This window comes from Pseudomonas sp. S1_E05 (assembly GCF_056337105.1).
This window is the reverse complement of record NZ_JBFRHM010000001.1, coordinates 4,323,410-4,343,099: the sequence shown is the minus strand read 5'-3', so window position 1 is coordinate 4,343,099 and position 19,690 is coordinate 4,323,410. Positions and strand designations below refer to the sequence as shown.

The window sequence follows — 19,690 nt, the reverse complement described above, 5'->3', positions numbered from 1 at the left end:
ACGGTCCTCAAGCAGAAACAAGCCGTGGCACAGGGGCCGCGTCAGGCTTATTCAGCGAGATCCTGCTCCTCAATGGTCTGGGTGTGGTTGGTGAATACACAAATGTCGCCGGCGATGCCAAGGGCGGTCTCGACGATTTCACGGGCCGACAAATCGGTTTTCTTCAGCAGGGCGCTGGCCGCAGCCTGTGCATAGGCGCCCCCGGAACCCATGGCAATCAGGCCATCTTCGGGTTCGACCACATCGCCGTTGCCGGTGATGATCAAGGAGGCGTCCTTGTTGGCGACGGCAAGCATGGCTTCGAGGCGGCTGAGGGAGCGATCGGTACGCCATTCCTTGGCCAGTTCGACGGCGGCGCGAACCAGGTGGCCCTGATGCTTCTCGAGCTGGCCTTCGAAGCGTTCGAAGAGGGTAAAGGCGTCAGCGGTGGCGCCGGCAAAACCGGCAATGACCTGACCGTGGTACAGGCGGCGAACTTTCTTCGCATTGCCTTTCATCACGGTATTGCCAAGGGAAACCTGGCCGTCGCCGCCCATGACGACTTTGCCGTGGCGGCGAACTGAAACGATGGTGGTCAAGGGAGAGTCTCCACGCAGCGGGGCGAAAATGCCTTCTGCAAACTCATATGGGGGTGGTGCGGGGGATTTCAACTGCGGGGTGGGGGAGGGGACGAGTGGTGGTCGAGGGAGGGGGCGTTGTGTGGGCGGGCGCCATGGCGGGCAAGCCCGCTCCTACAGTGGATAGTGTGAATCCACAATACCCTGTGGGAGCGGGCCTGCTTGCGATGAACGATAACGCGGTACAGCTGGAAGAATCAGCGGTTCTGGCGTTGTTGTAACAACAGGTTGCTAAATCCGGCCCCAGCCAATTGTTTCTGCGCTGTGGTCAGTTGTTCACGATTGCTGAACGGCCCGACCAGCACCCGATACCAGGTCTCGTCTTTAACCGTGCCAGATTCCACCGCGACCGCCTGCCCCAACAGAATGATCTGCGCCCGCACCTTATCCGCATCGGCTTCCTTGCGGAATGAACCCGCTTGCAGGAAATATTTGGTCACCGGTGCTGCCTTGGCCACCGGTGGGGCTGGCGGCGGCGTGATGCCGGCCAGCGCAGCCTGGGCGCGTGCGGTATCGATTTTCGCCGCTTCCGCTGGCGTCACCGGCGTAGTCGGCACGGCTGGCGTCGGCGGGGTTTTCTCAGGTACGGCATCCGGCGGCACAATGACTTCCGACTCCGGCAGCAGGGTGTAGAAGTCGTACTTGGGTTTTACCGGCTGCGTTGGGCTCGGCGGCGTCTTGTTGGCTTCGGCGATCCTGGTCGCTTTCTGCTGTTCGATTTTCTCGCGCTTGACGCTGTCGCTGCCCTTGCCCGGCTCCAGTTTCATGAGGAACACGATGAATGCGCCGACCGTCAGGCCGATGGCCATCCACAACCAACCCGGGATCGGTTTTTTCGCTGGAGCTTGGTAACGGCTGGCGCCACGCTTGGGTGCAGGTTTTTTCTTGGCAGCCAACTTACATACGCTCCAGAGTTTCCAGACCCAAGAGTTCCAGGCCTTGCTTGAGGGTGCGACCCGTCAGCGCAGCGAGGCGCAGGCGGCTCTGCATCTGAGCTGGGGTATCGGCGCTGAGAATCGGGCAGTTCTCGTAGAAGCTGGAGAACAGGCCGGCGACATCGTACAGGTAGGCGCATAGGGTATGCGGCGTGCCCTTCTCGGCGACGTTGTTGAGCACTTCGCTGAATTGCGCCAGTTTTGCGGCCAATTCCAGTTCCTGGGCGGCTTCGAGGACGATGTGGCCGTCGACTTCGCTGAACGTCTTGCCGAGCTTGCGGAACACGCCAGCCACGCGGGTGTAGGCGTACAGCAGGTACGGCGCGGTGTTGCCTTCGAAGTTGAGCATCAGGTCGAAGTTGAAGCTGTAATCGCTGGTGCGGTGTTTCGACAGGTCGGCGTATTTCACCGCGTCGATGCCCACCACCTTGGCGATGTTGCGCAGCTCGGTTTCGGCCAGCTCCGGATTCTTGTCCTTGACCAGCGTGTAGGCGCGTTCCTGGGCTTCGGTCAGCAGGTCGATCAGCTTCACGGTGCCGCCGTCACGGGTCTTGAACGGGCGGCCGTCGGAACCGTTCATGGTGCCGAAGCCCATGTGTTCCATGTCCATCGGGTGCGTGACGAAACCGGCCTTGCGTGCCACGGCGAACACTTGCTGGAAGTGGAGGGCCTGGCGCTGGTCGACGAAATACAGCGCACGATCGGCCTTGAGCTTGCCGCTGCGATAGCGCACGGCTGCCAGGTCGGTGGTGGCGTAGAGGTAGCCGCCGTCAGCCTTGACGATGATCACGGGCAGCGGATCGCCGTCGGCATTCTTGAACTCGTCGAGGAACACGCACTGCGCGCCGTTGCTCTCGACCAGCATGCCGGCGGCCTTCAGGTCGTTGACCACGTTGATCAGGTCGTCGTTGTAGGCGCTTTCGCCCATCACGTCGGCCATGGTCAGTTTGACGTTCAGCAGCTCGTAGATTTTCTGGCAGTGGGACAGCGAGATGTCCTTGAACTTGGTCCACAGCGCCAGGCATTCGGCATCGCCGGCCTGCAGCTTGACCACCAGGCCACGGGCGCGGTCGGCGAATTCTTCGGACTCGTCGAAGCGCTTCTTGGCGGCGCGATAAAAGTTCTCCAGGTCCGACAGCTCTTCGCTGGTGATCGGGTTTTCCTGCAGGTAGGCCATCAGCATGCCGAACTGGGTGCCCCAGTCGCCTACGTGGTTCTGGCGAATCACCTCGTCGCCGAGGAATTCCAGCACGCGAGCCACGCCGTCGCCGATGATGGTCGAGCGCAAGTGGCCGACGTGCATTTCCTTGGCCAGGTTGGGGGCCGACAGGTCGACTACGGTGCGCTGGGCCGGGCCGGCCTTGCGTACGCCGAGGTGTTCGTCGGCGAGGGCGGCGTCCAGGCGTGCAGCCAGGGCCTGGGTGTTCTGGAAGAAATTCAGGAAGCCAGGACCGGCGATTTCGACCTTGGATACGTTTTCGTCGGCGGGCAACGCGGCGATGATTTTCTCGGCCAGGTCACGGGGCTTCATGCCGGCCGGCTTGGCCAGCATCATGGCGATATTGCTGGCGAAATCGCCGTTTTTCTTGTCGCGCGAGTTTTCCACCTGGATCGCCGGCGACAGGCCTTCAGGCAACACACCTTCGTTGACGAGTTGGGTGATGGCTTGTTGGATCAGCTGGCGGATGGTGTCTTTCATGGTCTTCTCTTTCGACCGCAGGCGCGGCGGCGCATCATGCGCTGGTGGAAAAACTGGGCATTATCCGTTGCCGAGGCGGGCTTGCCAACCTTAGCAGGTGGGTTGGGGATGTGTGGTGACTATTCGTCCCAAATCGCGGGCAAGCCCGCTCCTACAGGGGGACGCGTTCTCCCGTAGGAGCGGGCTTGCTCGCGATTGCCATCTTCAGGTCAATACAAATCTACAGGGTCAACATCCAAAGACCACCGCACCGCCCGCCCACTCGGCATCTGTTCCAGCACCAGCAACCAGCTGGCCAGCAGCCGATGCAGCGGAGCTCGTGCCGTGGCCTGCAACAGCAACTGCGCGCGGAAGCGCCCGGCGCGGCGCTCCATGGGCGCCGGCACCGGCCCCAACAGTTCAATGCCGCCCAGATTCTGTTCGGCGAGCAAGCGCTCGGCCTCGCTGCAGGCTTCATCCAGGAAGCCTTCGGCCTGACCCGGTTTGTGCGCCTCGGCGCGCAGTAAAGCCAGGTGCGCGAACGGCGGCAGGCCGGCGGCGCGGCGCTCGCTCAGCGCCTGTTCGGCAAAGGCGAAATAACCCTGCTCGGTCAATTGCACCAGCAGGGGATGGTCAGCGAGGTGGGTCTGGATGATTACCCGGCCCGGTTCCTCGGCCCGTCCGGCACGGCCAGCGACCTGCACGATCAACTGCGCCATGCGTTCGCTGGCGCGGAAGTCGCCGGAAAACAGCCCGCCATCGGCATCGAGAATCGACACCAGGGTCACCCGCGGGAAATGGTGCCCCTTGGCTAGCATCTGCGTGCCCACCAAAATACAGGGCTGGCCTTTTTGAATGGTCGCGAACAGTTGGTTCATCGCGTCCTTGCGCGACGTACTGTCGCGGTCGACGCGCAGCACCGGGTAATCGGGAAACAGAATGGCCAGCCGCTCTTCGGCGCGTTCGGTGCCGGCACCCACCGGGCGCAAATCGACCTTGTCGCATTTCGGGCACTGTCGTGGCGTGCGTTCGACATAACCGCAATGGTGGCAGCGCAGTTCACCGTAACGCTGGTGCACGGTCATGCGCGCATCGCAGCGCTGGCATTCGGACATCCAACCGCAGTCGTGACACAGCAGGGTGGGAGCGAATCCTCGGCGGTTGAGGAATACCAGTACTTGTTGCCCGGCGGCCAGGGTCTGGCCGATGGCCTGCTGCATCGGCCCGGAGATGCCGCTGTCCAGTGGTCGGCTTTTGACATCCAGGCGCAGGAATCGTGGCTGCTTGGCGCCACCGGCGCGCTCGTTGAGGCGCAGCAGGCCATAACGGCCGGTGTAGGCGTTGTGCAGGCTTTCCAGGGACGGTGTGGCGGACCCGAGCACAATCGGGATGTTTTCCTGCCGCGCGCGGACCAGCGCCAGGTCCCGGGCGTGATAACGCAGGCCTTCCTGCTGCTTATAAGAGCCGTCGTGCTCTTCGTCGATGATGATCAGGCCGGGATTTTTCATCGGTGTGAACAGCGCTGAACGGGTGCCAATGATGATGTCGGCCTCCCCGTCCCGGGCGGCGAGCCAGGCGTCCAGCCGCTCGCGATCATTGACGGCCGAGTGGAGCAGGGCGATCCGGGCATTGAAGCGCTGTTCGAAGCGCGCCAGGGTTTGCGGGCCGAGGTTGATCTCCGGGATCAACACCAGGGCCTGCTTGCCGGACTCCAGGGTTTCACGAATGAGCTGCAAATAGACTTCGGTCTTGCCGCTGCCGGTGACGCCGGCCAGCAGGAACGCGTGATAGCTGTCGAAACCGGCGCGGATGGCCTCGTAGGCCGCGCGTTGTTCGGTGTTGAGCGGCAGTTCCGGTTGGGCGAGCCAATGTTCGTGGCGCACGCCGGGCGCGTGCCGACGGATTTCGACCTGGACAAGTTCCTTCGCCAGCAGCAGATCAAGGCTGTCCTTGCTCAGCATCAACTTGCTCAGCAGTGCGTGAGCAACGCCGTGGGGGTGCTGGGCCAGGGTCGCCAGCGCCTCACGCTGACGGGGTGCCCGGGCAATGCGCGGGTCATCCAGGCGGGCGCCGGGGGCGGCGGACCAGAACCGCTCCTGGCGTGCTTCGGCCAGCTCGCCCTGACGCAACAACACCGGCAGCGCCCAACTCAGGGTATCGCCCAGGCTGTGCTGATAATACTGGGAGGTCCACAGGCAAAGCTTGAATAGAGCGGGTGGCAGGGGCGGCGTCGCATCGAGCAGGGCCAGCGCCGGCTTGAGCTTTTCTGCCGGGACTTCACTGGTATCGGCGACTTCCACCAGAATCCCGATCATCTCCCGCCGACCGAACGGCACCCGCAGGCGCATGCCCGGCTGCAATTGGGCGCGCGGGACCCCGGCCGGGGCGCGGTAGTCGAACAGGCGGCGCAGCGGCGAAGGGAGGGCGAGGCGCAAAATGGCGTCGGGCACGCGGGATCTCGATAAACAGGTGAAATTGGGCGCGACCTGATTCTGTAGGAGCGAGCTTGCTCGCGATGGCGTCGGGTCAATCAACCGGATGTTGAATGTTCCGGCCTCTTCGCGGGCAAGCCCGCTCCTACAGGAGTCTGGGGTGCTTTGGGCCGGGAGCCTAGCAGACGGTCGGTAGAAGGGACAGCTTGCGCGAATGACATTGTCTGGTAGAATCCGCGGCCTAATTACGTGCGGTATTCAACAATAGTGTTGGGTGGCGGCACGCTAGCCTGAGGAAAACACCATGAAAGCTGATATCCATCCAGAATACCCAGCAATTGCTGTTACCTGCAGTTGCGGCAACAAGTTCGAAACTCGTTCGACCTTCGGCAAAGCCCTGGCGATCGACGTTTGCAACGAATGCCACCCGTTCTACACCGGTAAGCAAAAGACTCTGGACACTGGCGGCCGCGTACAGCGCTTCGCCGACCGTTTCGGTGCTTTCGGCGCGAAAAAGGCCTAAGGCCTGTCAACTTGGGAAGCCGTTACGGTTTTTCCATGCTGATGAAAAAGGCGTCCCTTGTGGGCGCCTTTTTTGTGTCCGCGATTTGGCTCTCCGCTGCCCAGGCCTTCTGCCCGGCACCGAGTGGCCTGGCTTCGGTCGTGGTTCAGCGGGTAGTGGATGGCGACACCCTGCGGCTCGAGGATGGCCGCAGCGTACGCATGATTGGCTTGAATACCCCGGAGCTGGGCAAGAAAGGCCGCTCCGACGAACCCTTCGCCCTGGCCGCGCGCAAACGGCTCGAAGCATTGGTGGCCGCCAGCGACGGGCGGGTCGGATTATTACCCGGTAAAGAAAGCAAGGACCGTTACGGCCGGACCCTGGCCCATGTCTTCGGTGCCGACGGCGCCAATCTTGAAGCAAAAATGCTCGCCGAAGGCCTGGGATTTCTGGTGGCGGTTGCCCCAAATGTTGATTTTGTCGACTGCCAGCAAGCGGCGGAACGCAGTGCGCGCAAGGCTGGGCTCGGCTTATGGCGACAGTCGCCTGTGCTGAAAGCGGATCAGATCAGCGCGTCTGGTTTTGCGGTGCTCAGAGGGCGTGTGAGCAAGGTTCAACGCAATCGTGGCGGAATCTGGATCGAATTACAGGATTCGATTGTGTTGCGTGTTGCACCCAATCTTCTGGATCGCTTCGATGCGGCCTCGCTGGAAAGCCTGAAAGGCAAGCAAATCGAGGCGCGCGGCTGGGTACTGGACCGCTCGCGCCGCGGTGGGCTCAAACAAGGTCAGGCACGCTGGATGTTGCCACTGACTGATCCGGCGATGATCGAAGCGGTCCCTGGCTAAAAAATTGTAGACATTTTTAAAGACGATTGTGAACAGTGCGCCCCTTGTGTTCCGTGGCTCTTGGTCCAAAGTCGTAGAGCAGGGCGCTTGACAGGGGTGACCGGTCAGTCTTGTGGGGACTTTGCGAGGCGCGTATCCTCGCTGACCAGTCTGTCCAACAGTAAAAGCGGAATGCCCACATGTCTGATCTGAAAACTGCCGCTCTCGAGTATCACGCCAATCCTCGTCCAGGAAAGCTGAGCGTCGAACTCACCAAGCCCACCGCTACCGCCCGCGACCTGTCGCTGGCCTACAGCCCCGGCGTAGCCGAACCAGTGCGCGAAATTGGTCGCGACCCTGAGCTGGCCTACAAATACACCGGTAAAGGCAACCTGGTTGCAGTCATTTCCGATGGCACCGCTATTCTCGGCCTGGGTAACCTCGGCCCATTGGCTTCCAAGCCGGTCATGGAAGGTAAAGGCGTGCTGTTCAAGCGCTTCGCCGGCATCGACGTGTTTGACATCGAAGTCGATTCCGAAAGCCCGCAGGCCTTCATCGACACCGTCAAGCGCATCTCCATCACCTTCGGTGGCATCAACCTTGAAGACATCAAGGCACCTGAGTGCTTTGAGATCGAGCGCGCCCTGATCGAGCAGTGCGACATCCCGGTATTCCACGATGACCAGCACGGCACCGCTATCGTCACCGCAGCCGGCATGATCAACGCCCTGGAAATCGCTGGCAAAACCCTGCCGGACGCCAAAATCGTCTGCCTGGGCGCCGGTGCGGCCGCCATCTCCTGCATGAAATTGCTGGTGAGCATGGGTGCCAACATCGAAAACATCTTCATGGTTGACCGTACCGGCGTGATCCACTCCGGCCGTGACGACCTGAACCAGTACAAGGCTGTCTTCGCCCACGCGACCGACAAGCGCACCCTGGCTGATGCCCTGCAAGGCGCAGACGTGTTCGTTGGCCTGTCCGGTCCGAACCTGCTGAGCGCTGAAGGCCTGAAGTCCATGGCGGCCAACCCGATCGTGTTCGCGTGCTCGAACCCTGATCCGGAAATCTCCCCTGAGCTGGCCCACGCCACTCGCAACGACGTGATCATGGCCACCGGCCGTTCGGACTACCCGAACCAGGTCAACAACGTGCTGGGCTTCCCATTCATCTTCCGTGGTGCCCTGGACGTTCGCGCCAAGCGCATCAACGAAGAAATGAAAGTCGCCGCGGCCAACGCTCTGCGCGAACTGGCCAAGCTGCCAGTGCCTCAGGAAGTGTGCGACGCCTACGGCGGCATCAAACTGGAATTCGGTCGTGAGTACATCATCCCGAAACCAATGGACGCCCGTCTGATCACCCTGATCTCCGACGCCGTGGCCAAGGCCGCGATCGAGACCGGTGTGGCGACCCTGCCGTATCCGAAGAACTACCCGCTGAAAAGCGTGGATGACGTGTTCAACGGTTAAGAGCAGCCGCCCATAAAAAAACCCAGCCAAGTGCTGGGTTTTTTTATGGGCTCAAGCTTCAAGCTGCAAGTTGAAGCATTCTGCCTTCACTTGCAGCTTGCAGCTTGCAGCTTGCAGCTTGCAGCTTGCAGCTCAAAGCCTACCGCTGCCCCTCTAGAACAAATCGATCGGCGCCGCCTCGTCCGCCGGCAGCGGGCTGCCAGGGGCTGTGCCGTTACCCAGCTCGTTGACCGACGGTGGTGTGTCTTCGGCCTTGAACAGCTCGAAATACGCCCCTGGCGTGCTTGGCGTGGCCGCACGGCCGCTGATCGGGTCGACTCGCAGGCTGAGGATGCCTTCAGGCTCTGGTTGTGTGTGCGGCGGCTTGTCCTTGAGTGCGGCGGACATGTAGTTCATCCAGATCGGCAGGGCGACGGTGCCGCCGAATTCACGCTTGCCAAGGCTTTCCGGCTGGTCGAAACCGGTCCACACCGTCGTCACGTAGTCCGCGTTGTAGCCCGAGAACCAGGCGTCCTTGGATTCGTTGGTGGTCCCTGTCTTGCCCGCGATATCGGAGCGACCCATGGCCAGCGCGCGGCGGCCGGTGCCCAGCTTGATCACGTCCTGAAGCATGCTGTTGAGGATGTAGGTGGTTCGGCCATCGACGATGCGCTCGGCCACGGCTGGTACCTGCGGGGCGGGTTGACCTTCGGCTTCGCCGGGCGTGGCGTTGACCGTGAAGGCCTGCGTGGCCGGTGCTGCAATGCCATCCGAGGCGGCTTCGCCTTTGGGGACGCTCGGCGGATTGGCAACGAACAGGACGTCGCCATTGCGGCTTTCGATCTTGTCGATAATGAACGGCGTGATCTTGTAGCCGCCGTTGGCAAAGGTGCTCCAGCCGGTGGCGATTTCCATTGGGGTCAGCGTCGCCGTGCCCAGCGCCAGGGACAGATTGCGTGGCAGGTCCTGCTTGTTGAAGCCGAACTTGCTGATGTAGTCGATGGTGCGATCAACACCCAGCGCCTGCAGCAGGCGGATCGACACCAGGTTGCGCGACTTGTACAGCGCTTCACGCAGGCGGATCGGGCCGAGGAAGGTGTTGGTGTCGTTCTTGGGGCGCCAGACTTTGTCCAGGTATTCGTCGACGAACACGATGGGCGCATCGTTCACGAGACTGGCGGCGGTGTAGCCGTTATCCAGTGCCGCGCTGTAAACGAATGGTTTGAAGCTCGAGCCCGGCTGGCGCTTGGCCTGCATGGCGCGGTTGTAGTTGCTCTGTTCGAAGGCGAAGCCGCCGACCAGCGAACGAATCGCGCCGTTCTGCGGGTCGAGGGACACCAGTGCGCCCTGCGCCTGCGGGATTTGGCTGAACTTGAGCGAGTTGTCCGCCTGGCGCTGCACGCGAATCAAATCGCCGACCTGGGCCACGTCCGCTGGCTGCTTGGGGTTGGCGCCCATGCTATTGGTGTTGAGGAATGGCCGCGCCCACTTCATGGTGTCCCAGCCCACGTGCTCGCTGCCGCTACGGGTCAACACTTGCAGGCCGGTCTTGTCGACCTGGGTCACGATGGCCGGTTCGAGGCTGCTGATCGTGCGCTGCTTGGTCAATTCGGTGGCCCACGCTTCGCGGGTCTTGCCCGGCAGGCGCGATTCAGGGCCGCGATAACCGTGACGTTGGTCATAGGTCATCAAGCCTTCGTGCAGCGCGTTGTTGGCCATTTCCTGCAAGTTGCTGGGCACGGTGGTGGTGACGCGGAAACCTTCGGTATAGGCGTCGCTGCCGTAGCGACCGACCATTTCGGCGCGGGCCATTTCAGCGATGTAAGGGGCGTTCACTTCCGGCGTCGGCACGTGATAACTGGCGTTCAAAGGCTCGTTGATCGCGGCGGTGTAGTCGCTCTCGCTGATTTTCCCGAGCTTGTACATGCGCCCCAGGATCCAGTCACGACGCTCCTTGCTGCGCGCCGGATTGGCGAGCGGGTTGAATCGTGATGGGGCCTTTGGCAGGCCGGCAATCATCGCCATCTGTGCCAGGCTGATGTCGCGAATCGACTTGCCGTAATACACCTGCGCCGCCGCCTCGATGCCGTAGGCACGGTTACCCAGGTAGATTTTGTTGACGTACAGCTCGAGGATTTCGTCCTTGGTCAGCTGACGTTCGATTTGCAGGGCGAGCAGGATTTCCGTGGTTTTTCGCGAAAAGCTGCGCTCGCTGGTCAGGAAGAAGTTCTTCGCCACCTGCATGGTGATGGTGCTGCCGCCGGATTGAATGTGACCGCTTTTGACCAATTGGGTCGCGGCGCGCATCAGGCTGCTTGGGTCGACACCATAGTGGTTGGCAAAATTGTCATCTTCGGCGCTCAACAGCGCATTAATGAAATTGGGCGGAATGTCGGCGAAACGGATCGGCGTGCGGCGCATTTCGCCAAATTCTGCGATCAACTTGTTATCGCTGCTGTAGACCCGAAGAGGAATCTGCAACTGAATGCTTCTCAAAGCCTCCACAGACGGCAATCCGGGGCTAAGGTAAAGAAATGCGCCACTCAGACCCAGAAGCAGTCCGCAGAAAACGGCGACGATGGACCAACCGATAAATTTCAGCAGACGAATCAAGGCTTTGAGATATCCAGGGCAAAAAATGATTGAGGCATCAGGGTTCAGATAACGAGGAGAACGACCCGCGCTTAACGAAAAAAGCGGAGAAAAACGTTGGGCATTATAAGCATTTTTCCATCGGGGGCGTCATTCGCACTGCGGGCGAGACGGATGGATGGAACGCAATGGACATTACAGAGTCCGTAACTCACGGAAAGTCATAGGGAATTGGTAGTGCCAGGACTCTTCAATAAAAAAGCCAATCTGCTGCTGGGGATCGACATCAGTTCCACGTCGGTGAAACTTCTGGAGTTAAGCCGCCAGGGCGAGCGCTACCGCGTCGAGGCCTATGCGGTCGAGCCGTTGCCCGCCAGTGCGGTGGTCGAGAAGAATATCGCCGAGCTCGAGGGCGTGGGCCAGGCACTGACGCGCGTGTTGCTCAAGGCCAGAACCGGACTGAAGAGCGTGGCGGTGGCGGTGGCCGGGTCGGCGGTGATCACCAAGACCATCGAGATGGATGCCGGTCTTTCCGACGACGAGATGGAAAACCAGCTCAAGATCGAGGCCGACCAGTACATTCCTTATCCGCTGGACGAAGTCGCCATCGATTTCGAAGTCCAGGGCGCATCGGCGCGTAACCCCGAACGGGTTAATGTGCTGCTGGCAGCCTGTCGCAAGGAAAACGTCGAAGTCCGCGAGGCTGCCCTTGCACTGGCGGGGCTGACTGCCCGTGTGGTCGATGTCGAGGCGTATGCACTGGAGCGTTCATTCGGTTTGATGGCCAACCAATTGGCCGCCTCCCAGGCGCAACTGACGGTCGCCGTGGTCGACATCGGCGCCACCATGACCACCCTCAGCGTGCTGCACAACGGCCGCATCATCTATACCCGCGAGCAATTATTCGGCGGGCGCCAATTGACGGAAGAAATCCAGCGCCGTTACGGCCTGACGTTCGAACAGGCGGGGCTGGCCAAGAAACAGGGCGGCTTGCCCGACGATTACGTGAGTGAAGTCCTGCAGCCATTCCGCGATGCGCTGGTGCAGCAGGTATCGCGTTCGTTGCAGTTTTTCTTCGCCTCTGGCCAGTACAACGCAGTGGACTACATCCTTCTGGCCGGCGGCACCGCTTCAGTCCCCGGGCTGGATCGCCTGATCGAGCAGCGACTGGGCACGTCAACTCAGGTAGCCAACCCTTTCTCGGACATGGCCCTGAGCAGCAAGGTCAATGCCGGAGCCCTGGCCAGCGATGCGCCGGCGTTGATGATCGCCTGCGGTCTGGCCCTCAGGAGTTTCGACTGATGGCGCGGATCAACCTTTTACCCTGGCGCGAAGAGCTGCGCGAGCACCGCCGCAAGCGTTTCCTGCTGGCATTGGCCGGTGTACTGGTGGGGTCGATCGGTGCGGTGTTGATTGCCGGGCAGGCAATCAGTGGCGCCATTGACCGCCAGGTCACGAGGAACAACTACATCAGCGAGCAAATTGTCGCAGTCGATGAGCGGATCAAGCAGATCAGCGACCTCAAGGCCCGGCGTCAGCAACTGGTCGAACGGATGCGCATCATCCAGGACCTGCAGGGCAATCGTTCCATCAGCGGGCGTATTTTTGACCAGTTGGCGCGAACCCTGCCGGACGGGGTGTATTTCACCGAGGTGAAGATGGAGGACAAGACCCTCTCCATTGTCGGCGCGGCTGAATCGAACAATCGCGTGTCTGACCTGATGCGTAACCTGGATGCATCGGACTGGTTCGACGCGCCCACGCTGACGGAGGTCAAGGCAGCCACTGCTGGCCAACCGGACCAGGCCAACGTCTTCCAGTTGACCGTTCGCCAGACCCGGCCAGCTGCCGAGGAGGCCGTTCAATGAGGCCGGCTGAATGGCTTGAGGGATTGCGCAAGATTGACATCAATGACCTGGATACCAGCAACATTGGGTCCTGGCCCCCCGCCATCAAGGCGGTGGTCGGAATCCTGCTGGCGCTCATGGTGCTCGCCTTGGGCTACAACTTTTCCGTGAGCGACCTTGAAAACCAGCTCCAGCTCAAGCGTCAGGAGGAGACGACGCTAAGGGAACAATTCGCCAACAAAGTGCACATGTCGGCGAACCTGGAGTTGTATATCCAGCAGATGAAGGAAATGGAAAATTCCTTCGGCGTGCTGTTGCGTCAATTGCCCAGCGACACCGAAGTACCGGGCCTGCTGGAGGACATCACCCGGACCGGTCTGGGCAGTGGCCTGGAGTTCGAGGAAATCAAGCTGCTGCCCGAGGTCACCCAACAGTTCTATATCGAGTTGCCGATCCAGATCACCGTCACGGGTGCCTATCACGACCTTGCCACCTTCGTCAGCGGCGTCGCCGGATTGCCACGAATCGTCACCCTGCACGACTTCGACATCGCTCCGGTCAACCCCGAGGGCGGTCCGAAACTGCGCATGAGCATTCTGGCCAAGACCTACCGCTACAACGACAAGGGGCCGCAAAAATGAGCCCGATTCGTACAGGGGTAGTGATCGCAGCGATGGCTGTCCTGGCCGGGTGTGGCAACGGCAATGACTTCCACGACCTGGACGCCTACATGAATGAAATGCGTCTGCGTGCGCCGGGCAAGATTGAACCAACCCCGACGTTTCGGTCATATCCCACGTTCACCTATGACGCGGCGAACCTGCGCAGCCCGTTTTCCCGACAGGTCAAAGTCGATCCAGCGGGCCAGAAGCTCGGCTCGCGCAACGTCAAACCTGACCCCAATCGGGTGAAGCAGTACCTCGAAGGCTTCAACATCGAGCAGTTTGAAATGGTCGGCACAATCTCCAATGCCGCGGGCTCATTCGCGCTTTTGCGTGGAGCGGGTGGTGTGCATCGGTTGAAAGTCGGCGATTACCTGGGGCGCAACGACGGGCGGATTGTCGCCATCAGCGCCTCCCAAGTCGATGTGGTCGAAATCGTTCCCGATGGCCAGGGCACCTGGCTGGAGCGGCCGCGGACCATCCCTTTGAAAGAGCACTCATAGTGGAACTCGGATAATGAACAGGATTTTCGCAACCTTCGGAATTTCGCTATGGATAGCGTTGATGTCACCGATGGTACTGGCGGCCAACCTCAAGGCGCTGGATGTCGCGGCGTTGCCCGGTGACCGCATCGAGTTGAAATTGTCGTTCGATGGCACCCCTCCTCAGCCCCAGGGTTACACGACCGAACAACCGGCCCGGATTGCACTGGACCTGCCCGGCGTGGCCAATCAGTTGGCGAGAAAAACCCACGACCTGGGCGGTGGCAATGCCCGCAGCGCCACGGTGGTGGAGGCCAAGGGGCGTACGCGGCTGATCATCAATCTCACGCAGTTGACCCCGTACACCGCGAGGGTCGAAGGCAATCAGGTGTTTGTGGTGGTCGGCCGTGGTCCCAGTGCCCAGGCGTCCTCTCCCGCCGCCAAGCCCTCGCGTGCGGCCACGGCCTCGGCGGCGCCCGCCAAAAGCTATGCGCCAGTGAGCAAGGCTATTCGCGGCGTGGATTTCCAGCGCGGCACCCAGGGCGAGGGCAACGTGGTCATCGACTTGTCCGACCCGTCCATTGCCCCGGACATTCAGGAGCGCGATGGAAAGGTCGTCCTGGGGTTCGCCAGGACCCAACTGCCGGAACCGTTGCGGGTGCGCCTGGACGTCAAGGATTTCGCCACGCCCGTGCAATTCGTCAGCGCCAGCGCCACCGGTGATCGGGCCACCATCGTCATCGAGCCCAGCGGCGCTTTCGACTATTCCACCTATCAGACCGATAACAAGCTGACCGTCAGCATTCGCCCGATGACGGTCGACGACCTCCAAAAACGCAACGCCGAGCGATTTGCCTATACCGGCGAAAAACTCTCGCTGAACTTCCAGGACATCGACGTGCGCTCGGTGCTGCAACTGATTGCCGACTTCACCAACCTGAACCTGGTCGCCAGCGACACGGTGCAGGGAGGCATTACCCTGCGCCTGCAGAATGTGCCGTGGGACCAGGCGCTGGACCTGGTGCTCAAGACCAAGGGCCTGGACAAGCGCAAGATCGGTAACGTGTTGCTGGTGGCGCCAGCCGATGAGATTGCCGCCCGCGAACGCCAGGAACTGGAGTCGCAAAAGCAAATCGCCGAGCTGGCACCGCTACGTCGGGAGCTGCTGCAGGTCAATTACGCCAAGGCGGCCGATATCGCCAAATTGTTCCAATCGGTGACCAGTGCCGAGGCGAAAGTCGACGAGCGCGGGTCGATCACTGTCGATGAGCGGACCAACAACATCATTGCCTATCAAACCCAGGATCGCCTCGACGAGCTGCGCCGAATCGTGGCGCAACTGGATATTCCGGTGCGCCAGGTGATGATCGAGGCGCGGATTGTCGAAGCCAACGTCGACTACGACAAGAGCCTGGGTGTGCGCTGGGGTGGTTCAGTCCAGAACAAGGGCAACTGGAACACGTCCGGCGTCAGCAACGGTGCCAATGGATCGACGACCATCGGTACGCCGGGCAGCACCGGAACCAACACACCGTTCGTCGACATGGGCACCACGGCCAATACCTCGGGGATCGGCATCGCGTTCATCACCGACAATGTGTTGCTGGATCTCGAACTGACGGCCATGGAGAAAACCGGTAACGGTGAAATCGTCTCGCAGCCCAAGGTGGTCACGTCCGACAAGGAGACGGCGAAAATCCTCAAGGGTACCGAGATCCCCTACCAGGAAGCCGCCTCCAGCGGCGCGACTTCGGTCTCGTTCAAAGAGGCCTCGCTGTCGCTGGAAGTGACACCGCAGATTACGCCGGACAATCGCATCATCATGGAGGTCAAGGTCACCAAGGACGAACCGGACTACCTCAACAAAGTGCAGGATGTACCGCCCATCAAGAAAAACGAGGTCAACGCCAAGGTTCTGGTCAACGACGGCGAGACCATCGTGATCGGTGGCGTTTTCTCAAATACTCAGAGCAAGGTTGTAGATAAGGTGCCATTTCTTGGCGATGTGCCGTATCTTGGCCGCCTTTTCCGGCGTGATGTGGTTTCGGAGAAAAAATCCGAGCTGCTGGTGTTTCTCACTCCGCGTATCATGAACAATCAGGCGATTGCTGTGAGTCATTGATTCTGTGCGAAATTTGATTCTTGTTGGACCGATGGGCGCTGGAAAAAGCACCATCGGCCGGTTGCTGGCCAAAGAGCTGCGCCTGCCGTTCAAAGATTCCGATAAGGAAATTGAATTGCGCACGGGCGCGAATATCCCATGGATTTTCGATAAGGAAGGCGAACCAGGTTTCCGTGATCGCGAGCAGGCGATGATTGCCGAGCTGTGTGATTGCGATGGCGTGGTGCTGGCCACCGGGGGCGGCGCGGTCATGCGCGAAGCCAATCGTCGGGCATTGCACGCCGGTGGTCGGGTGGTTTATCTGCATGCCTCGGTCGAACAACAGGTCGGTCGTACTGCACGCGATCGCAATCGTCCTCTGTTGCGTACTGCCGACCCGGCCAAGACCCTGCGTGACCTGCTAGAGTTGCGCGACCCGCTGTACCGGGAAATCGCCGACCTGGTGGTGGAAACCGACGAGCGACCGCCGCGGATGGTGGTGCTCGACATTCTCGAGCGCCTGAACCAGCTGCCTCCCCGTTAAAGCACGGCGCGAAATGCGCTATCCTCGGCGTCCTGCCATAACTGCCAAGTTGTGGCGGATGGCTACTGAACGGCGTCACACCAGCAGATGCCGTGGATATTCGTTTAATAACTTAGGCAGGACGCCTGATTCCATCTTCACTGTGGGGACACATGCAGACACTCAAGGTCGATCTAGGCGAGCGCAGCTACCCGATTCATATTGGCGAAGGTTTGTTGGATCAACCCGAGCTGCTGGCCCCGCATATTCGCGGTCGGCAGGTGGCGATCATCTCCAACGAAACCGTTGCGCCGCTCTATCTCGAACGTCTGACCCGCAGCCTTGCCCAGTTCTCTGTCGTTTCCATAGTGTTGCCCGACGGCGAAGCCTTCAAGAACTGGGAAACCCTGCAACTGATTTTCGATGGTCTGTTGACCGCGCGGCATGATCGGCGCACCACGGTTGTCGCCTTGGGCGGCGGTGTGATCGGTGACATGGCCGGCTTTGCGGCTGCCTGTTACCAACGCGGTGTCGATTTCATCCAGATCCCGACCACGCTGCTGTCGCAAGTCGACTCTTCGGTAGGGGGCAAGACCGGCATCAATCATCCGTTGGGCAAGAACATGGTCGGCGCCTTCTATCAGCCGAACGTGGTGCTGATCGATACCACTACGCTCAATACCTTGCCGGTCCGCGAGTTGTCTGCGGGCCTGGCGGAAGTCATCAAGTATGGGCTGATCTGTGATGAGCCGTTTTTGACCTGGCTTGAAGAAAACGTCGATCGCCTGCGTGCCCTCGATCAGGTCGCCCTGACGTATGCGATCGAACGTTCCTGCGCGGCCAAGGCGGCGGTGGTTGGTGCCGACGAAAAGGAAAACGGCGTTCGTGCCACCCTCAATCTCGGCCACACGTTTGGCCATGCCATCGAAACCCATATGGGCTATGGTGTGTGGCTACACGGTGAGGCCGTGGCTGCTGGCACCGTGATGGCCCTTGAAATGTCTGCACGCCTGGGCTGGATCACCGAACAGGAGCGCGATCGCGGCATTCGTCTGTTCCAGCGCGCTGGCTTGCCAGTCATTCCGCCCGAGGAGATGACTGAAGCCGATTTTCTCGAACACATGGCAGTTGACAAGAAAGTGATCGACGGTCGTTTACGCCTGGTGCTGCTGCGCCACATGGGCGAAGCGGTAGTGACCGACGATTATCCGAAAGAGGTTCTACAGGCCACGCTGGGAGCGGACTACCGCGCCCTGGCTCAGCTTAAAGGTTAATGAGATCCCGATGACCAGTTTGCATGCCGACGAGGCTTTCCTCGGCCATTACCAGTTAAGTCACGACCCTTTCGCACCACGGGTACCGGGCTTCAAATTCTTCCCGGCCCAGCGCAAGCCGGTACTGGGACAGTTACACCATCTGGCCCGTTACAGCCAGTTGCTGCTGGTGGTCACCGGGCCACAAGGTAGTGGCAAGACCCTGTTGCGACAGGCGCTGGTAGCCAGTACCAATAAACAATCGGTCCAGAGCGTGGTGGTTTCCGCTCGTGGCGCAGGTGATGCGGCCGGCGTACTGCGACAAGTGGCGCAGGCGCTGAATGTCGAGCAGGCGGAGATCGGGCCGATCCTGGCCCAGGTCGTGCAGCTCGCTTTGACCGGGCAGGAAGTCTACTTGCTGGTCGATGACGCCGAGCAGCTCGACGAGTCTGCGCTGGAAGCCCTGATGGAGCTGGCCGCCGGAGCGCCCGAGGGGCGACCGCACGTGTTCCTGTTCGGCGAATCCTCGCTGATTGCACAGCTGGAAGCGTTGACCCTTGAGGAAGAGCGCTTTCACGTCATCGAGCTGCAGCCTTACACCGAAGAAGAGACCCGCGAGTATCTGGACCAACGGCTCGAAGGAGCGGGGCGCGGTATCGAACTTTTCACCGCCGACCAGATCTCTGATATTCACGAAAGCTCCGACGGTTGGCCTGGCAACATCAATCAGGTCGCCCGCGATGCAATGATCGAAGCCATGATCGCCAGCCGCTCAGCGGTCAAACGTCCAAGTATGGGGTTCAACATGCCGAAGAAACACGTATTGGCGATTTCCGCCGTCGTCGTGGTCGCGGTGGCTGCCGCCTGGTTGATGCCAGGTCGCAGCAAGGCACCGACCACTGGCGCGCCCGCCAACGAACAGGCGCAGTTGCCGCTGGGTCAGGGCACGCCGCAACCTAACGGCGGTGGCGCGCCAGCCGTGGAGTTCGCCGGTAACTCGCAACCGATGCCATTGCCGCTGGTCGGCAATTCGCAGCCGGTCATGCGCGGCCCGCTTGCTGAAACAGCCGGTGGTATCACCGAAGGCGACGATGGCGTGCCTGTCGAAGGTTCCAGCAATACGCCGCCCACCGTAACCACCACTGCGCCACCTGAAGGCGTCCCTGCTGGCCCGGCCCCGACGCCTACCGCCAAACCGCTTCCTGCACCAACTCAGGTCGCTACGGCCAAGCCAGTTCCGACTGCGCCAGCGGTTAAACCGGCTCCAGCACCTGCCAAGCCAGCCGCCGTGGCGACCGCCAAACCGGCCGAGAAACCGGCAGCCGCGGCCAAGTCTGCGGGTGGCACTTGGTATGCTGGCCAGCCGACGAGCAACTACGTGGTGCAGATCCTCGGCACCAGTTCCGAAGCAACCGCGCAAAACTTCGTCAAGGAGCAGGGCGGCGAGTATCGTTATTTCAAGAAGGTGCTCAACGGTAAACCGCTTTACGTGATCACCTACGGTAACTTCGCCAACCGCGATGCAGCCGTATCTGCCATCAAGGCCTTGCCAGCGAAGGTTCAGGCTGGTAAACCTTGGCCTCGCACTGTCGCCAGCGTCCAACAGGAACTGGCAGCAACTCGCTGAAGATTCGGCGGCCTTACCCAGGCCGCCTCTCCCGGCACCTCAAAATTTCTGCAGCGCATGCGGCTTCCGGGCCGCGTGCGTTGTGGTGTCTGCGTCACAGTAGTCTTTGAGTCGTGCGGTCAAAATTAAAAAAAGTTTTGACTAGCACAGCAGATCGCTTTAAA

16 protein-coding genes are annotated in these 19,690 nt (G+C 60.9%); 11 read left to right on the top strand and 5 right to left on the bottom strand.

Annotation, left to right across the window (positions count from 1 at the left end):
* Positions 1–47: 47 nt before the first annotated feature.
* From hslV to AB4N33_RS19905, 4 genes are all read right to left on the bottom strand, one after another.
* Complete coding sequence (gene hslV, locus AB4N33_RS19920) at positions 48–578, bottom strand: ATP-dependent protease subunit HslV (RefSeq protein WP_003186641.1); 531 nt, start codon at positions 576–578, stop codon at positions 48–50.
* A 236-nt stretch (positions 579–814) separates the two neighbouring features.
* On the bottom strand, positions 815–1,513 hold the full coding sequence (locus tag AB4N33_RS19915; RefSeq protein ID WP_460118830.1) for an SPOR domain-containing protein: 699 nt from the start codon (positions 1,511–1,513) through the stop codon (positions 815–817).
* Between the two features lies 1 nt (position 1,514).
* Positions 1,515–3,251 (bottom strand): arginine--tRNA ligase, encoded by a 1,737-nt coding sequence (gene argS / locus AB4N33_RS19910; RefSeq protein WP_476458086.1) that lies wholly within the window; start codon positions 3,249–3,251, stop codon positions 1,515–1,517.
* Positions 3,252–3,460: 209 nt separating this feature from the next.
* The gene (locus tag AB4N33_RS19905; protein ID WP_460140446.1) at positions 3,461–5,680 is read right to left on the bottom strand and encodes a primosomal protein N'; all 2,220 of its coding nucleotides are present in this window, start codon (positions 5,678–5,680) and stop codon (positions 3,461–3,463) included.
* Positions 5,681–5,966: 286 nt separating this feature from the next.
* Here AB4N33_RS19905 and rpmE point away from each other — a divergent pair, with 286 nt between their 5' ends.
* The 3 genes from rpmE (at position 5,967) to AB4N33_RS19890 (ending at position 8,460) form a co-directional block, all read left to right on the top strand.
* Positions 5,967–6,185, top strand: a complete 219-nt coding sequence (gene rpmE / locus AB4N33_RS19900) for a 50S ribosomal protein L31 (RefSeq protein ID WP_008025207.1) — start codon at positions 5,967–5,969, stop codon at positions 6,183–6,185.
* Positions 6,186–6,220: 35 nt separating this feature from the next.
* Complete coding sequence (locus AB4N33_RS19895; RefSeq protein WP_460118824.1) at positions 6,221–7,012, top strand: thermonuclease family protein; 792 nt, start codon at positions 6,221–6,223, stop codon at positions 7,010–7,012.
* Positions 7,013–7,191: 179 nt separating this feature from the next.
* The gene (locus AB4N33_RS19890) at positions 7,192–8,460 is read left to right on the top strand and encodes a malic enzyme-like NAD(P)-binding protein (protein WP_460118822.1); all 1,269 of its coding nucleotides are present in this window, start codon (positions 7,192–7,194) and stop codon (positions 8,458–8,460) included.
* A gap of 153 nt (positions 8,461–8,613) precedes the next feature.
* On the opposite strand, the gene AB4N33_RS19885 is transcribed toward AB4N33_RS19890, so the two are convergent.
* Positions 8,614–11,052 carry a penicillin-binding protein 1A gene (locus tag AB4N33_RS19885; RefSeq protein ID WP_460118818.1) on the bottom strand — a complete coding sequence of 813 codons (2,439 nt, stop codon included), beginning with the start codon at positions 11,050–11,052 and terminating at the stop codon, positions 8,614–8,616.
* 216 nt (positions 11,053–11,268) lie between these two features.
* On the opposite strand from AB4N33_RS19885, the gene AB4N33_RS19880 reads away from it, so the two are divergent.
* The 8 genes from AB4N33_RS19880 to AB4N33_RS19845 all read left to right on the top strand — a co-directional run bounded on the left by AB4N33_RS19880 (position 11,269) and on the right by AB4N33_RS19845 (position 19,526).
* The gene (locus AB4N33_RS19880; protein ID WP_476458085.1) at positions 11,269–12,333 is read left to right on the top strand and encodes a pilus assembly protein PilM; all 1,065 of its coding nucleotides are present in this window, start codon (positions 11,269–11,271) and stop codon (positions 12,331–12,333) included.
* Positions 12,333–12,899 (top strand): PilN domain-containing protein, encoded by a 567-nt coding sequence (locus AB4N33_RS19875; RefSeq protein ID WP_460118814.1) that lies wholly within the window; start codon positions 12,333–12,335, stop codon positions 12,897–12,899. Before AB4N33_RS19880 ends, AB4N33_RS19875 begins: the two co-directional genes overlap by 1 nt.
* Positions 12,896–13,519 carry a type 4a pilus biogenesis protein PilO gene (gene pilO / locus AB4N33_RS19870; protein WP_476458084.1) on the top strand — a complete coding sequence of 208 codons (624 nt, stop codon included), beginning with the start codon at positions 12,896–12,898 and terminating at the stop codon, positions 13,517–13,519. Before AB4N33_RS19875 ends, pilO begins: the two co-directional genes overlap by 4 nt.
* Positions 13,516–14,043, top strand: a complete 528-nt coding sequence (locus AB4N33_RS19865; RefSeq protein WP_460118810.1) for a pilus assembly protein PilP — start codon at positions 13,516–13,518, stop codon at positions 14,041–14,043. The genes pilO and AB4N33_RS19865 overlap by 4 nt, the downstream gene beginning before the upstream one ends.
* Positions 14,044–14,056: 13 nt before the next feature.
* Positions 14,057–16,144 (top strand): type IV pilus secretin PilQ, encoded by a 2,088-nt coding sequence (locus AB4N33_RS19860; RefSeq protein ID WP_476458083.1) that lies wholly within the window; start codon positions 14,057–14,059, stop codon positions 16,142–16,144.
* A gap of 4 nt (positions 16,145–16,148) precedes the next feature.
* Positions 16,149–16,667: a shikimate kinase AroK gene (aroK, locus tag AB4N33_RS19855; RefSeq protein ID WP_460118807.1), complete on the top strand. Its 519-nt coding sequence runs from the start codon at positions 16,149–16,151 to the stop codon at positions 16,665–16,667.
* Between the two features lie 152 nt (positions 16,668–16,819).
* Entirely contained in the window at positions 16,820–17,920 is a 1,101-nt protein-coding gene (aroB, locus tag AB4N33_RS19850; protein ID WP_460118805.1) for a 3-dehydroquinate synthase, read from the top strand.
* Positions 17,921–17,930: 10 nt separating this feature from the next.
* Positions 17,931–19,526: an AAA family ATPase gene (locus AB4N33_RS19845; protein ID WP_476458082.1), complete on the top strand. Its 1,596-nt coding sequence runs from the start codon at positions 17,931–17,933 to the stop codon at positions 19,524–19,526.
* Positions 19,527–19,690: the final 164 nt, after the last annotated feature.

Coding starts and splice junctions, on each gene's coding strand:
- argS (WP_476458086.1), bottom strand. CDS start 3,251: ATGAAAGACACCATCCGCCAGCTGATCCAACAAGCCATCACCCAACTC.
- rpmE (WP_008025207.1), top strand. CDS start 5,967: ATGAAAGCTGATATCCATCCAGAATACCCAGCAATTGCTGTTACCTGC.
- AB4N33_RS19895 (WP_460118824.1), top strand. CDS start 6,221: ATGCTGATGAAAAAGGCGTCCCTTGTGGGCGCCTTTTTTGTGTCCGCG.
- AB4N33_RS19890 (WP_460118822.1), top strand. CDS start 7,192: ATGTCTGATCTGAAAACTGCCGCTCTCGAGTATCACGCCAATCCTCGT.
- AB4N33_RS19875 (WP_460118814.1), top strand. CDS start 12,333: ATGGCGCGGATCAACCTTTTACCCTGGCGCGAAGAGCTGCGCGAGCAC.
- pilO (WP_476458084.1), top strand. CDS start 12,896: ATGAGGCCGGCTGAATGGCTTGAGGGATTGCGCAAGATTGACATCAAT.
- AB4N33_RS19865 (WP_460118810.1), top strand. CDS start 13,516: ATGAGCCCGATTCGTACAGGGGTAGTGATCGCAGCGATGGCTGTCCTG.
- AB4N33_RS19860 (WP_476458083.1), top strand. CDS start 14,057: ATGAACAGGATTTTCGCAACCTTCGGAATTTCGCTATGGATAGCGTTG.
- aroB (WP_460118805.1), top strand. CDS start 16,820: ATGCAGACACTCAAGGTCGATCTAGGCGAGCGCAGCTACCCGATTCAT.
- AB4N33_RS19845 (WP_476458082.1), top strand. CDS start 17,931: ATGACCAGTTTGCATGCCGACGAGGCTTTCCTCGGCCATTACCAGTTA.